Consider the following 14,968-nt stretch of genomic DNA (forward strand, 5'->3'; position numbering starts at 1 on the left):
CGTCACGTCCTATAAACTTCGACCCGCGAGCGGGTAGCTGTTCTCGACGGTTCGATCGGCCGCCGAGAGCGTCAGCGTTACCGCCCCTCCCTCGGGCAACTCGATCGTTTCGACCGACGCCGTCGCGTTCGTGCCGACGGTGACCTCCGTCTCGCCGGTGGACGCCGGCGACTCCCAGGTGAGCGTGCCGGTAAGTCGCGTGTCGAGGTCGTTGTGGACGAGGACGTCGCTCTCGTCGCCGGCCGGATCGGCGAGCGTCGCCTGGATCGGTTCGAAGGCCGTCGCGAGCGCGTCGAACGCCGGCTTCGGCTCGCCGTCGACCCCGAGGACGCCCATCCCCGCGTCGCCGGTGTCCCGGAGCGCGTACGCTGCCAGGATCGACACGCCGTCGTTGCGGAGCCCTTCCGCGACGCGTTTGACGACGTGTGTCTGATACCGCTGTGACGCTTCGAGGCCGTCGCCGACGTGACTGTCGTGTACTCGCCGGTCGAACCCAGTGAGGTCCTCGGGATCGTCGGTCGCCAGCGACCCGGCCCCGAACTCGGCGACGACGTCGGCGTCGAGAAGTCGGTGCAGGTCACTGACGCCCCCGTAGCGCCAGCCGGGATACAGCGTCGCCGCGTCCGCGTCGATTCCGGGTGGGCCGATCACGGGAACGGAGAGCAGCGACGACGGGAGTGCCTCGGCTATCGTACGGGCGTTCGAGTCGTCGTAGCTCGCACGCCAGGCCCGCCAGCGGAACCGCAGCCAGTCGAGCAAGCCGGATCCGAGCGGCGTCTCGAACGGGTTCACGGGATCGTCGTGGACGCCGACCGCCGCGAGCGACGCCGCGCGGCCGTAGTGCTCGCCGAGTGCCGCCGCGAGTTCCCGCCCCCGGCCGACGTCCGGGACCGTATCGCCAGTCAGCGGCAGGTCGGCCCACAGCAGCATGCCCTCGGTCTCGCAGGTTTCGAGGACCTCTCGGGAGGGGACGTGTGCGTGTGTCCGCACGAGGTTCGCGTTTGTCGCTGCTGCGCGAGTGACGTCCGCTGGCGTGGCGTCGAGTAGATTCACTCCCCGTAGCGTCGTTTCCGTCCCGTTGACTGTCAGCGTCTCGCCGTCGTAGCGAACGTCCGAGAAACCGGTCGTGACAGTCCTCTCCATCCCTTCCAACTTCGCGACGACGTCGTAGCGGTTCTGTGGCCCGAGATCGGCCGGCCACCACAGCGCCGGATCGCGGGTTTCGACCGTGTGCTCGACGGTGACGCGCTCGCCCGCCGCGGCGTCGATCGGGACACGCTCCATCATGCCGCGTCCCCGGCTGCTCCCCGCGGGACGGACGGAAATCGTGAGGCGATCGTCGATCGGCTCGTCTGCGACGACTGTCGCGCGGACGTCGATCAGTCCCTTGTCGCCCTCCAGCCTCGGTGTCGCCAGCAACTGATTGATATACGTGCCCGGATACTGCCGGAGTGTCGCATCCCACCAGATGCCGGGAACGGACTCGGTCGCGGGAATCACATCGGTCTCGTATATCCCGCCGAACCCGTCGGTCGGCCGCCGGCAGACCACCCGCACGTCTGTCGTTTCGTCTCCGCTATCGAGCCACCGGTCCAGTGAAACCCGAAACGGTGTGAACGGAATGTCGTGCGTCGCGGCCCGCTCGCCGTCACACCAGACGGTCGTTTCGCCGTAACAGCCGCGCAGCTCCAGGACGGCGTGGGACATCGGTCCCGAGAGCGGATCCTCGAGGACGGTCCGATAGGCGACGGCTTCGGCTCCGGCGAACTGTGCAGGGCGCCCCGGCACGTCCACCGGTGCCCACGATTCCGGTTCTGGACGTGTCCCGTCGGGCTCGACTTCGGCACCACGCCATTCCATATGCTCGACAGTGACCGCCGGGCGTATAAAACGAACTGCCACGGGTGGCTCACGTGAACTGCCACGGGTGGCTCACGTCGCGGCGCGGTGGCGACGGCTGCGGCTCGACGGTACGTGAAAAGCACCGAACTGGAACGCCGGGGAGGCCAGAGGTTCCGGTTCGGCTGGGATGGCGGTCGCGGGTGGCATGTCCGGCGACCGCTGTAGAGTGGATGGCATCGCGTCGATCGATCGTGGGCGGGGCCCGACGCCGACCCCGGCCGGGGACGGATCCCCGTTGCAATATATTGTATTCACTCCACACTACTAAAGCCTTCTGTCTCTATTCATTCTGCTCCAATTCTCGTAATGTCGTGCCATGTACCGGCCCCACCAGGATCGAACCCTGGAATGGATTTTCGGCGATATTGCAATACAGATGTGTCGTGGCGGCTGGGCACCGCCAGGCCCGACGACCACCACTGTCATTGCCGGACCACCGGTATTCACCGTATGGACGATCGATCAGCTACGAGCCTATCGGCGAAATCTCGACGCCGTTCGACCGCGCCGAGGGGATGCCGATCCAGCCCCCGGTGGCTGCAGACACGACCGGTGTCGTCGAGCTCGACCCGGAGTACGCCCCGGCACTGCAGGATCTCGAGGGCTTTTCTCACTGCATCCTGCTGTATCACTTTCACGCCAGCGAACCCGACAGTGACCTGACCGTCACGCCGTTTCTCGATGCCACCGAACGCGGACTGTTCGCCACGCGAGCACCGCGACGACCGAACTCGATCGGGCTCTCGGTCGTCGCCATCGACGCCGTCGAGGACGCGACGCTCACCGTCACCGGAATCGACGTCCTCGACGGGACGCCGCTGCTGGACGTCAAACCGTTCGTCCCCGAGTTCGACGTGCCCGAACGGACCGAGAGCGGCTGGATCGCCGCTGCGGCCGACGAAGACGGGCGAGAATACGCCGACGACCGATTCGTCTAGGGAGCAACGTGCCGAAAACAGCCGGGCTGGCGTTACTCGAGCCCGAGATCCGCAAGCGAGTGGGTGTGCTGCCAGGCGCCGGTGACCTCGTCGACGTCGAACTCGAGGACGCCGTCGGTCAGCTGGAGCCGTACTGTCTCGTCGCCGATCTCGGCGTCGTGGAGGTGCAGCTCGAGTGGCTGGTCGAATTCGCTCACTGCGACCATCAGTTCACCGTTCCGTTCGAGCATCTCCTGGAGGTCTTCGGAATTCATAGTCCACCCTCCTCATTTGTTCGGCTCCAGCAAAAGCGTTCCTCTCCCGCCCTGTTTTTGGCGAGCCTAAAAAGAGGCAGAACCCGCCCGTTCTGTAAACTGTTTACGTCTCACTCCACTGGAGACAGCGTATGCAAGTGAAAGCGTACCACCGATGTCAGGAGTGTGAGCAGGAGCTCGATAGCCCCACCGTATACCGACGACACGCTCTCTGCAAGTCTTGCGCGTGAGGGTGACCGCTGTCAGTGGCTCTGTCGGCTAGCCTGTCTCGAGCGGACTCTGCACCTCGACGAGCCTAGCCGCCGTCCGAACGCAAAACAAGCAGCGTGACTCCCGTCTCGACCGACTGTTGTTGTACGATCACGGGAGCAGAAACCGGATCGCGTCGGGGAACCGCCGAGCCCACTCGGACTCGTGGTGGATCGCGTCGTCGTCGTAGACGTACCGAAGCTGTTCGTCGTATCCTACTGATTCCAGCGTTTCGACCAGCCGCTCGGCTCCGCTTTCGAACGCGTCTGACAGGTCGGGATCATCCGAGAACTCGTCGCCGCCGACGTCAACGTAGACGCGACCGTCGACGTATTCGGCGTCCTCGATACACTCGATCATCTCGTGCCAGGGACCGCCGACGGCGGGGCTCATCGCGCCGACGAACGCGAACGCCTCCGGGTCCCGGAAGAACGAATAGAGGCTGATCAGCCCACCCATCGACGAACCGAACACGCCGCGCACGTCCGAGACGCGAAACGTCGATTCGACGGCCGGTCGGACGGTCTTCAGGAGCCAGTCGGCGTACGCGTCGCCCATCGGTTCGGCGTCGTCCGGGATATCCACGTCGTCCGGGGCCGCAGCCGGGTCGTAGAACGGTGCGTACTCTATCGGCCGCTTTTCGCCCGCGTTCGGAATTCCGACGACGATCGCTTCGAGCTCCTCCTCGGCCAGTCGTTCCATCGTCTCGTCGACCTGCCACTCGCCGTCGTAGCTGGTCGCCTCGTCGAAGAGGTTCTGCCCGTCGTGCATGTACACGACCGGATAGTGCTCGTCGCCGTCTTCGTAGCTCGGCGGGAGATACGCCAGCAGTTCGCGTTCGATGTCGAGGTAGTCGGCCACTATCGGGTCGGAAACCCGAACGTCCCCGACGACGGTGCCGTCGGGGTCGCCGTCATATGGCTGCCAGGAAATATCCATGTGGCTCCAGTCGGTTGCTCCTACCTTAAGACTTACCAGAAGCGTTGCGCACGAAACGGATGACTGCTGAGGTGTCTGGTCAGAATACTGTGTTACCGCTCTAGCCCATAATGATTAATATTTAAGATTACCGCGCCGAGTTCGATCCTCTCATACCTGTTGACGTACAACATGTCTGGAGATATGTTCAGTCAATAGGGGTACTCACTCAATAATTGGGACGTTTTCGCACCACCCGCGGCTCATCTCCACAGGCGGTACTTTTAAATCTCACCCTGCCAATGAATTGCACAGGATGTCTGAAGACAACCAAATGAAGCGACGTCGGTTCCTGCAGGCCACCGGTGCGTCGGCCCTTACCGTCGGCCTCGCTGGCTGTAGCGGTGACGACGACGGCAACGGAAACGGCAACGGAAACGGCAACGGTAACGGCAACGGAACGCCCACTGGTACTCCCGGATCCAGCGTGTCGTATCCGTACGGTGCTAACGAAAATCTCATCAATGAAGCCCGGTCCGTAATGGAAGATGCCGGCTACGGCGAGGACAACCGCTTCCAGCTGGACTGGCTCCAGTATAATTCCCCGGCCTGGGAGGAAATGGCGACGACGATTGAGGCACGGCTGGAACAGGCCTATATCGACATGAATCGGTCCTCGGCCGACTTCGGGCAACTGCTCGATCGGACCGAGAACGGGGACATGCAGGCGTACACGCTCGGGTGGATCGCTGACTATCCAGCCCCGCGGAACTTCCTGCAGCTGGTCGATCCGGAGAACACGATCTACGGCGCCGAGGGTGCTACCCCCAACGGCGCCCGTCTGTTCTGGACCGAGGACGCCTACACCGACACCGAGGTCCGGGACGGCATGACCGAGCAGTTCGACAGGATTCAGAACAACCCGGGTAATTCCGACGACGCCGTACAGACCCGTGCGGAAGCGACCCGGCGGATGGAAGAACTGCTCTGGGACTCGGCTGCGTTGCTCCCGATTTACCACAACGTCGCCGACTCCTACTGGTACGACCGCGTCGACTACAACCCACCCGGCGGGATGGGCGGCTCCCGGGCGAAAACCAGCACCTCCGTGAACAGCCTGGAGGGCAGCGACACGCTCGGCCTGACCTCGCCGACGTTCAATTCTCTCGACCCGATCGCCTCCGGTAACACCGCCAGTGGCGACAAGGTCATGGACATGTTCGACGCCCCGCTGAACTACGTCAACGGGTCCGTCGAAGTCGAACCCCTCATCGTCGAAGACTACTCGGTCAGCGACGACCTCACCGAGTACGAGTTCACGCTCAAGGAGGGTATCCAGTTCCACGGCGATTACGGCGAGGTTACCGCCGACGACGTCGTCTACTCGATCCGGCGGCTCGTCGAGTCGACCAACTCCACGAACACGTACTTCCCGCTCAGCGTCCTCAACATCGATCGCGAGGAAAACGACGATGGCGGCGTCGTCCCCGGCTCGACCGCTGTCGAGGCGACCGGCGATTACACCTTCACGGTCACGCTCCGGGAAGCGTTCGGCTACACGCTCGAGGTGCTGGCGTACTCGGCGTTCTCGGTCGTCCCCGAAGGCATCGTTGGCGACATCGAGGGCTACGACGGCGACATGGACTGGCAGGAGTTCTCGACGAACCCCGTCGGCTGTGGGCCCTTCGTCTTCGAGAGCTGGGAACCCGGAATCGGTGGCGAGTTCCGGGCGAGTGCGTTCGAGGACTACCACGACGGCGAACCGGCGGTCGGCGAGATCCGGACGGGAATCCAGTCCGACCCCAACGCCATCTACAACCGGTTCCTCAACGAAAACGCGGACGTGTCGGCGATCCCGACCTCCCAGTACGACGAGAGTCTGGTCAACTTCCAGGACGAAGACGGTGTCACACAGCTGGGTGAGTACGGTCCGATCGGCGACGGCAAGACCGTCAACATGGCGCGGACGCCGACGATCGACACGTTCTACATCGCGTTCAACATGCAGGAGGTTCCCAAGCCTGTCCGGCAGGCGATGGCTTACGTCATCACTCGCGACCAGTTCGTCAGCAACGTCTTCAAGGGCCGTGGTGAATCGGCGTTCCACCTCACGCCGCCACAGGTTTTCCCCGACGGTCCTGAGGGGTACCAGGCCCACTGGCAGGAGTAACGACGCGCCCGCCGGATCAATATAGTTAAACCTCCGCACTTGCATTTCTCAGGTAAGCTTGCGTACCATGTGTCTAGCTCAGAGAGCATCCCTTCGTCTGCCCCCAGCGTTATCTCGTTCGCACAACGCGGTTCGAGCGTGTGACGAGGCGATTCCGGGCTGTGGCGTCGGCGGAGGTGGCACCGACCTTCGACGGATGAATCGGTCTGCATCAACAGTGGTGGTCGGCCGATGAACCGGGGACTCTACCTCATCAAGCGTCTCCTGCTGGCCGTCCCCGTCATGCTCTTTGGGCTGACACTGTCGTTTCTTATCCTCTATCTGGGTCCGATCGACCCGGTCGGGACTATCCTCGGCCGGCAGGCAACGCCTGAAGACATCAGGCAGCTCCGGATCCAGCTAAACATCATTTATCCGAACGGTGAACCGGTGCCGCTGTGGGATCAGTACCTGCGAGTAATGTGGGACCTGTTCACGCTCGAGTTCGGCCAGTCCTGGACGGTCCAGCGCCAGACGCCCGTCATCGATCTCATCGTCGGCCGCATGCCCGCGACCATCTGGCTCGGGTTCTGGTCGGTCTTGATCGCGCTGTTCGTCGGCATTCCGCTGGGCCTGTATGCTGGCCTGCGGGCGAACACGTACCGCGATTACTTCGCGTCCGGCTTCGGCATCATCTGGCGTGCCATGCCGAACTTCTGGCTCGCCGTGATCCTCGCCGGTCTGATCACTGCTGGTGGCGCCCTCGACTGGTACAAAGACTTCATCGTGACGACGACCGTCACCGGCACACCAGACGTCCTCAACAACCTGTTTACGTTATATCATGTCTTCGAGGGAATCCCGCTCCTCGAAGCGCTTGCGATTCCGGTTCCGAACCTCATACCGATGGCTATCGCGTTCAAGTGGATCCTTCCGGCGGCGCTGGTCCTCGGCTCGTCGTCGATGGGTAACGAGGTCCGGATCGGCCGAACGGCCGTCCTCGAAAGTATCAACTCCAAATACGTCGATACCGCCAAATCGAAGGGGGTCTCCGGCCGGAAAATCATCTACAAACACGTCGGACGGAACGCGATCATCCCGCTGTTGCCAGTTATCATGGGCGAGTTCTACCTGCTGATCGGTGGATCCGTCCTCGTCGAACAGGTGTTCGGGATCAACGGGCTCGGGAACCTGTTCTTCAGGTCCATCCTCGGGCCTGATATCCCGCTGGTGATGGCGCTCGTGTTCATCTTCGTCATTATCCAGGTCACCGTGAACATCGTACAGGACCTGCTGTACACGTATATCGACCCACGTATCAGTCTGGAGGATACCCAATAATGTCTGAGACAACGTCCAAATCGATCCGAGAGGATCTCACGCAACGCGACGAACTATCGCTGTATACCCGCATCGCGAACAACCCGAGGCCGTTCTTCAAATGGGCCGTCCCGATGCTGGTGTTGATCGCCGTCGAGTTCCCGACGTATGCTGGTGTCGCCTTCGGCATGCTCGACGCTGTCGTGATCGGCGTGACGGGCCTGTTGGACGCTGCGATCGGCCTGGTGTCGTCCGGTCTGTCACAGACAATCCGGGACGCCCAGTATGCGGTCGTCGGGGTACTTCGCGACGCTGGCGGGTTCGTGGACGGCCTTCCGACGCTGTTCAGCCGGGAAGTGATCCCGAATCAGGGATACCAGACCGGACCGAACGGGCCGTGGGAAGGGACGTTCCTGGGACTCGAACCGGCTTACGCGTGGGCACTCCGAGCGACGCTCATCTTCGCGTACGCGCTGTTCACGGCCTACTGGGTGTTCAGAGGCTGGCTCGTCTACCGTGATCACTACCGGGAGGCGGACTGGACGCCGACCGACGACATCGTCGACAACCTCAGCAACCACCAGTGGGGCAAGTTCGGTATCTTCGTGCTCATTCTGTTCTTGACGATGGCGGTGTTCGGTTCGGCGCTCGGTCCGACGACGGTCGAGCAGAACATCCAGAGCCCCTACAGCGAACGGATCAACTACTTCAACGAGGATACCGGGGAAGTCGATCAGGTGTTCCCGGGCGACGCTAACTTCAACTCCAAGTCGAAGGGATCTGCCGAGTTCAACGTGGGGCCGATGTCCTACGACGACTACGGTCGATTCCATCCGTTCGGGACGCTCACGAACGGCCGTGACCTGTTCACCTTCATGATGGGCGGCGCGAGGATTACGATGATCGTTTCAGCCCTGGCGATCGGCGGAGCGGCCCTGATTGCGGCCGTCTTCTCGATGTTTTCGGCGTATTACAGCGGCCGCGTGGACCTGACGATCCTGACGACTGCCGACGGCGTCGTCTCGATACCCCGGCTACTGTTGTTGATCCTCGTCAGCGCCGTCTTCGCGAATCACTGGATCGGGAACGTCCTCAACGGCGGTTTCCTGTTGGCGATCATCTTCGCGTTTACCACCTGGCCGTTCCTGTGGCGGGCGGTCCGTGGTCCGGCGTTACAGGTCGCCCAGGAGGAATGGATACTGGCCGCCAAAAGCTACGGACAGCAGCCCCGCACGATCATGCGAAAACACATGTTCCCGTATATCGTCGGCTATCTCCTCGTGTACGCGTCGATGTCGACAGGGGGTATCATCATCGGGCTGGCAGCATTGTCGTTCCTCGGCAATGGCCTCGGAATCTCGCCGCCCACACCGGCCTGGGGACGGGCGATCTCGATGGGCCAGGACTACGTGTCGGGTCCGTCCTGGCACATCTCGCTGCTTCCGGGACTGATGATCGTGCTCCTCGTCACGGGATTGAACGCACTCGGTGACGGGATCCGCGACGCGATCGATCCGGAGGCCGGTGGTAGTGCCGAAGGTGAGGAAGCCGCAGCCGGAGGTGGTGGCTGATGTCCTCGGAGACGCACGCAGACCCGACAGCGGGCGACACGGAGCCGATCCTCACTGTCGAGAACCTCCAGACGGCGTTCTATACCGATCGCGAGACTATCCGGGCCGTCGACTCGATCAGTTTCGATGTCAAACGCGGCGAGACGGTTGGCATCGTCGGCGAGTCCGGATCCGGGAAGAGTGTCACCGCACGCTCGATCATGGGTCTGATCGATTCGCCGGGTCGGATCATGCCGGGATCCTCGATCAAGTTCCAGGGGCAGGAACTCACGGAACTCTCCGACGCGGAGTACCGGTCGGTTCGGGGCAGCGGCATCGGGATGGTCTTTCAGGATCCCCAGCAGTCGTTGAATCCCGTCTACACCGTCGGCAACCAGATCCGAGAATCGCTGAAGATAAACCGCGGTATCACGGGCGAAGAAGCGGTCGAGGAAGCGACGGATCTGCTGGAAGCGGTCGGCATCCCCGACGCGAAACGCCGGCTCGACGAGTATCCGCACCAGTTCTCCGGCGGGATGCGCCAGCGGGCGGTCATCGCGATGATGCTGGCCTGTGATCCGGACTTTCTGATCTGTGATGAGCCGACGACAGCCCTGGACGTGACGATCCAGGCGCAGATCCTCGACCTGCTCAAGGACCTGCAAGAAGAGCGGAACCTGTCGATCCTGTTTATCACCCATGACATGGGCGTCATCGCGGACATAGCTGACCGTGTCAACGTGATGTACGCGGGCCAGATCGTCGAGCAGGCACCGGTGGAGGAGCTGTTTGCCAACCCGAAACACCCCTACACCCGGGCGCTCATCGACTCGATCCCCGGCGAGCACTCCCGCAAGGAGGGGCTGGAGACGATCGAGGGCGAGGTGCCGACGCCGAACGAACCGGCGGACCACTGCCGGTTCGCGCCTCGCTGTCCGAAAGCGTTCGACGCCTGTGAGAACGTCCCACCGCAGCATGTCTCGGTGAGCGACGAACACGATCATACCGCAGCGTGTCTGCTCTATCCGGAGGATCTAACCGAGTCGCATCGGGTCGAGAAGCATCTGTCGCTGGCGAACGACGACACGGAGGGAGACACATGAGCAAAACGACGAGCCGGCCGCAGTCAGCCGCCCAAGGGGACGAAGTACTGGTCGACGTAACTGACCTCAAGAAGTTCTACGGTGGCGAGGGCTTCTTCGCCGGGCCACCGGTAAAAGCAGTCAACGGGGTCGATTTCACGATCAAGCGTGGCGAGACGCTCGGGTTGGTCGGCGAATCAGGCTGCGGAAAGAGTACGCTCGGTCGCACGCTGTTGCAACTCGAAACCCCGACCGAGGGGTCGATCACATTCGACGGGACGGACGTGACGACCCTCTCGGGCTCGGACCTGAAAGAGTGGCGGCGCAACGCCCAGATGGTGTTTCAGGACCCCGAATCGAGCCTCAACGATCGGATGACCGTCGGTGAGATCATCCGCGAACCGCTGGACGCCCACGACTGGAAGACCAAGCAGGAACGACGCGAGCGTGTACTCGATCTGCTGTCCGCGGTTGGACTTCGTGACGAGCACTACTTCCGGTACCCCCACCAGTTCTCCGGCGGTCAGCGCCAGCGCGTCGGAATCGCGCGGGCACTGGCGCTCGAACCGGAGTTCCTCGTGCTGGACGAACCAGTTTCGGCACTGGACGTGAGCGTCCAGGCGAAGATCATCAGTCTGCTCGAAGACTTGCAGGAGGAGTTCAACCTCACGTACCTGTTCATCGCTCACGACCTCTCTGTCGTCCGCCACATCTGCGATCGGGTTGCGGTGATGTATCTCGGGAAGATCATGGAACTCGGCGAGACCGAAGAACTGTTCCAGGACCCGTCGAACCCGTACACGAAATCACTCATTTCGGCCATCCCTCGTCCGGATCCGACGGACACGACGCGCCGCATCACCCTCCCGGGGACGCCCCCGAGCCCGCGTGACGCGCCGGAGGGGTGTCCGTTCGCGACGCGCTGTCCCGCGAAGATCCGGCCGGAGGAGTATACTCATCTCGACGAGGACGTCTGGGACGGCATCGAGCGGTTCCGGGAAGTGATCCGGGAGCGGTCCCGGATGGACCTCGGCGTGACGGGCCTCGCCAGGCGTGGCGTCGGCCGGTTCTCGCGGTTCGACGATCTCGAGGAGGCGGTGTCAGATCTGTTCGAGGGAGTTGACGTCCCCGAGGAGGTGCGAGTCCACATCGAGCAGGCCGTCGAATACGCCAAGAAGGGCTATCCGTCGAAAGCGAGGGAATACCTCTACGAGGAATTCAGTAGCGTCTGCGATCGTGAGAAGCCGAAATTCTACGAGACATCTGGAACTGCCCGGTACAGCTACTGTCACCGCCACGCAAACGAATACGAGGATGTCGACCCGGTCATCTCCCGCCGTACCAGTGACGAGTAACACGCTCCGAATCGCCGAGTTGGCTGTCTGGGTGAGCACCGTCTCGACCGCTATCGTTGCCCTCAGTGCGCTGGGAGCTGTGCTCTTCGGGAGCGGGCTGTTGACGCTGAAGTATGTGCTCTTTGTCGTCGGCTTCCTGCTGTTCGGCGTGGGGAGCTTCGGTATCCAGCCGAAATCGCCGAGGCGCGAGAAAAAGCGGTTCACGGTCGACTCGGACGAACTCTGGGGGTTCGAAGAGAAACTGCAGCGGTTCCCTCCGTTGCGAGGCAACCCCATCCCGGCCGGCGACAGGGTGAACCGGGACGTGAAGGTGTTTCTGACCAGTCTTGTCGTGCTCGGCGTCTCGCTCGTGCTGGAGTACGGACTTGGCGTGTCCGCGTGACCGCTGCACCGATCCACCGCGACCACCGCAGGACGACGTTCGATACGGTACGGGCTTCCAGCAGTCTGTACGGGAGCGTCGACACCGCGTCTCTCCACCCTTTATCTGTCCGTAGCCCGATCTATCGGTATGGTTCGATCAGGGCCCGACGGGGCGGAGCCGGATCCGAGCGATCACCTGGCACAGGCAGGCGAGCAGGCACAGAGCGGCTGGGAGCAGACGATCTCCGACATGCGGCGGATGGCCGCTGACCGTGCGGATTCGGGGTATGAGGTACTCACGATCGCTGCGGGCGATACGACCCCGAAGCCACCATCAGCAGGCGAGACAGACGAGTGGGGACTGTCGTATATCATCCCGAGCAACTACGCGGACGATTTCACCGACGTTTACGAGCGGGCGACCTTCGAGGAGACCGGTGTCTATCAAGCCGATTCGACTGGATTCGCATTTATCGTCACGGAGTGCCTCGATCACGACGAGGAGATCGCGCTGTTCATCGCGGGAACCTATCAGTTGCAGTTCGCAGCGCCGCTGGTCCGGACAGCGATGGATCGCGGGCGGATGTACACCCACGTCAAGAAACTCGACGGGACGAATCTGGGCACGATCGAGCACGACGATCCCGAGGCGTTCTTCCCGCATCCGGAACGGATCTACGCCTACGAGATGTAGCGCCCCGGATCGAAACCGATTTTCCGCAGAGGAACCGAGTGTCGCTTGCGCGAGGGTGGCTGAGCCAGGCCAAAGGCGGCGGGCTTAAGACCCGCTCCCGCAGGGGTCCATGGGTTCGAATCCCATCCCTCGCATAGCGAGGCGCGACCATCGGGAGCGCCTCGAACAGGCGAACGGCGAGCGTGGCGAGCCGTGAGCCACTTGTCGCGAACACGCCGTGAGCCACTTGTCGCGAACACGCCGTGAGCGAGAGGTGCGTATGTTGGATTCGAACCACGCGAGTCGCATTATAGGGATTATCGTAGCCGGCCGGAGGCATCCTCATCTCCGACCGGGCGGCGGAGTTCGATGTCACGGGCGGAATCTACGGATTCCTATGATAATCCCTATCGTACTGTCGGCTGTACGTTCGTGGAGATCTTTGACATCCGGGGTGCCGAAATCCTGCCGAGATGTTACAGCCGACAGTATCATAGGGATTAGCGTAGAAATCCATAGATTTCGCCCGGGAACGATGATCCGGTCACCCGATCGGAGTGAGAGTTCCTCCGATCGGCTACGCTAATCCCTATCAGTAGGTTTCGACCGGCACACCCAGGATTTCGAAGTCATCGACGTTGTCCGTCAGGACCGCGTCGTCGAGGACATCGGCCATCGCAGCGATGTATCCGTCGTTCGACCCGACGCCGGCATCGCCTCCAGCACGGTCGTCTGCCGCTGCGAGTAACTCGCCGGCCGTCCGAGCGATCTCCTCGTCAACATCGACGCGTGGGTACCCGAGGAGACGGTTTCGTATCTCCTCGCTGGTCGTCTCGCTTCGGACCGTCGCAACGCCGTAGTAGGCCTCTGCGACTACCGGTGTCGGCAACCACTGCATCTCACCGTTCTCGACGAGTTCGTCACCCTTCGCGAACGCGTCCGGATCCCCTGCCATCAGATCGAAGAGGTACGAAGCGTCGACAATCATCCGTCCGTGTCTCCACGTTCGAAGGTGCTGCGTGCAGCATCGAGCCGGTCGCGGTCGCGCCCCCGGAGCCGGCCGACTGCCTCTTTGGCTTTTTCCGCCTCTTGTTCGGCCAGCAGCCCGGCGACGTCGTCCGGATGCGGACCGCGTGTCATCCGGCGTAACGTCTCTTCCATCGTTTCGTCGTCTTTCTTGTGGGCACTCAACCACTCGTGGTACTCTTCAGAGACTCGGATGGTTTTGACCATACGATATATTGGGATATATCGATTTAAAAGGGTTGTGCCGCCGATAACACCTACTTTGGACTGCGAAGCGCTTACCGGGTCATCGTCCACACGGAAGTATATATCATCAATTCGAAGATCGCGCAGACTGTTTCCCGATATATCATTGCAGAAATTACGTATACCCGACACGACGTACTTTTGCTCGTCCCGCCGTTACAGCGGTCAATGACACGCGAGTTGCCCGACGCGGTGCGGGATGCCTTCGAGACGCACGACGGCTATGAGGTCACAGACGAGCACGCACGCGTGACGACGACGGTGTTCGACGGACGAGTGACGGTCGAAGGGGCCGAGGCCGACTGGAACCGCCGGTACGTCGTGACCGTCGAGGTGCCAACGCTATCGGCGGTCGTCGAGGAGGTCGTCGGGCCGGCAGTCGAAGACGGATGGTTCGAGACGCTCGAACGCCGGCTCGAAGACGCTCCCATGGCCACCCGTGCGAACCTCGAACTGGACGCTTTCGAGGTCCAGCGCGACGACCAGCAGGTCGAGGTCACCTACGCTTTCACCACCGGGAGCGAATCACAGGCGGCTGACGTCGCGAAGACGCTCGTCGAATACGTCGAGGGGACTTACGTCGAAGGGATCATCCCCGGGTACGACTACCGACCGCCGGTGGCGGGACTGCTTAATCAGGCACAGTCCGGTAGCGCGCAGGGCGACCGCGGCGGGACGCCGCTGTAGCCGCGGGCGACAGTTGCAGTATCGGCTAGTCCATCGCGATATAGGTCTGCGTTCCTTCGACGCCGTCGATCTCCTGGATCTGGGTGGCGGCGATGTCTTTGACGTGTGCTGGCGACTCGACGTCGACCTTCGCGATGAGGTCGACGTCGCCGGCGACGATGTGTGCGTCGACCACGCCGTCGAGTCGTTCGATTTCCGATTTCAGTCGGTCCGCTTCGCCAGTGTGAGCTTTGACCATAACGTATGCGATGACCAT

The 14,968-nt window shown here is 62.3% G+C and carries 15 protein-coding genes and 1 tRNA gene; 10 read left to right on the plus strand and 6 right to left on the minus strand.

From position 1 onward, the window contains the following. Positions 1-9 precede the first annotated feature (9 nt). Complete coding sequence (locus OB916_RS01050) at positions 10-1,860, minus strand: hydrolase (protein WP_315907421.1); 1,851 nt, start codon at positions 1,858-1,860, stop codon at positions 10-12. Positions 1,861-2,285: 425 nt separating this feature from the next. Here OB916_RS01050 and tsaA point away from each other — a divergent pair, with 425 nt between their 5' ends. Further along, complete coding sequence (gene tsaA, locus OB916_RS01055) at positions 2,286-2,840, plus strand: tRNA (N6-threonylcarbamoyladenosine(37)-N6)-methyltransferase TrmO (RefSeq protein WP_315907422.1); 555 nt, start codon at positions 2,286-2,288, stop codon at positions 2,838-2,840. A 32-nt stretch (positions 2,841-2,872) separates the two neighbouring features. Here tsaA and OB916_RS01060 read toward each other — a convergent pair whose 3' ends face one another. Continuing rightward, on the minus strand, positions 2,873-3,094 hold the full coding sequence (locus tag OB916_RS01060) for a hypothetical protein (protein WP_315907423.1): 222 nt from the start codon (positions 3,092-3,094) through the stop codon (positions 2,873-2,875). A 360-nt stretch (positions 3,095-3,454) separates the two neighbouring features. Then, complete coding sequence (locus OB916_RS01065) at positions 3,455-4,282, minus strand: alpha/beta hydrolase (RefSeq protein ID WP_315907424.1); 828 nt, start codon at positions 4,280-4,282, stop codon at positions 3,455-3,457. A 295-nt stretch (positions 4,283-4,577) separates the two neighbouring features. Between OB916_RS01065 and OB916_RS01070 the strand changes: the two genes are divergently transcribed. From OB916_RS01070 to OB916_RS01105, 8 genes are all read left to right on the plus strand, one after another. Further along, complete coding sequence (locus OB916_RS01070) at positions 4,578-6,431, plus strand: ABC transporter substrate-binding protein (RefSeq protein WP_315907425.1); 1,854 nt, start codon at positions 4,578-4,580, stop codon at positions 6,429-6,431. 231 nt (positions 6,432-6,662) lie between these two features. Then, positions 6,663-7,751: an ABC transporter permease gene (locus OB916_RS01075; protein WP_315907426.1), complete on the plus strand. Its 1,089-nt coding sequence runs from the start codon at positions 6,663-6,665 to the stop codon at positions 7,749-7,751. After that, complete coding sequence (locus tag OB916_RS01080; RefSeq protein ID WP_315907427.1) at positions 7,751-9,301, plus strand: ABC transporter permease; 1,551 nt, start codon at positions 7,751-7,753, stop codon at positions 9,299-9,301. The genes OB916_RS01075 and OB916_RS01080 overlap by 1 nt, the downstream gene beginning before the upstream one ends. Then, on the plus strand, positions 9,301-10,383 hold the full coding sequence (locus tag OB916_RS01085; RefSeq protein ID WP_315907428.1) for an ABC transporter ATP-binding protein: 1,083 nt from the start codon (positions 9,301-9,303) through the stop codon (positions 10,381-10,383). The genes OB916_RS01080 and OB916_RS01085 overlap by 1 nt, the downstream gene beginning before the upstream one ends. Further along, positions 10,380-11,717, plus strand: a complete 1,338-nt coding sequence (locus OB916_RS01090) for an ABC transporter ATP-binding protein (RefSeq protein ID WP_315907429.1) — start codon at positions 10,380-10,382, stop codon at positions 11,715-11,717. The genes OB916_RS01085 and OB916_RS01090 overlap by 4 nt, the downstream gene beginning before the upstream one ends. A gap of 31 nt (positions 11,718-11,748) precedes the next feature. Further along, the gene (locus tag OB916_RS01095; RefSeq protein ID WP_315907430.1) at positions 11,749-12,099 is read left to right on the plus strand and encodes a DUF7555 family protein; all 351 of its coding nucleotides are present in this window, start codon (positions 11,749-11,751) and stop codon (positions 12,097-12,099) included. A gap of 129 nt (positions 12,100-12,228) precedes the next feature. Next, entirely contained in the window at positions 12,229-12,774 is a 546-nt protein-coding gene (locus tag OB916_RS01100; RefSeq protein ID WP_315907431.1) for a DUF7529 family protein, read from the plus strand. A gap of 49 nt (positions 12,775-12,823) precedes the next feature. Beyond that, positions 12,824-12,908, plus strand: a tRNA-Leu gene (locus OB916_RS01105). Positions 12,909-13,345: 437 nt separating this feature from the next. Here OB916_RS01105 and OB916_RS01110 read toward each other — a convergent pair. Next, on the minus strand, positions 13,346-13,741 hold the full coding sequence (locus tag OB916_RS01110; RefSeq protein ID WP_315907432.1) for a PIN domain-containing protein: 396 nt from the start codon (positions 13,739-13,741) through the stop codon (positions 13,346-13,348). Then, positions 13,738-13,986, minus strand: a complete 249-nt coding sequence (locus OB916_RS01115) for a hypothetical protein (protein WP_315907433.1) — start codon at positions 13,984-13,986, stop codon at positions 13,738-13,740. The genes OB916_RS01110 and OB916_RS01115 overlap by 4 nt, the downstream gene beginning before the upstream one ends. Before the next feature lie 207 nt (positions 13,987-14,193). On the opposite strand from OB916_RS01115, the gene OB916_RS01120 reads away from it, so the two are divergent. Further along, entirely contained in the window at positions 14,194-14,712 is a 519-nt protein-coding gene (locus tag OB916_RS01120; RefSeq protein ID WP_315907434.1) for a DUF5813 family protein, read from the plus strand. Positions 14,713-14,737: 25 nt separating this feature from the next. On the opposite strand, the gene OB916_RS01125 is transcribed toward OB916_RS01120, so the two are convergent. Next, the gene (locus tag OB916_RS01125) at positions 14,738-14,968 is read right to left on the minus strand and encodes an Lrp/AsnC family transcriptional regulator (protein WP_315907435.1); all 231 of its coding nucleotides are present in this window, start codon (positions 14,966-14,968) and stop codon (positions 14,738-14,740) included.

Source organism: Halapricum hydrolyticum (assembly GCF_025517535.1).
GTDB classification, from domain to species: domain Archaea; phylum Halobacteriota; class Halobacteria; order Halobacteriales; family Haloarculaceae; genus Halapricum; species Halapricum hydrolyticum.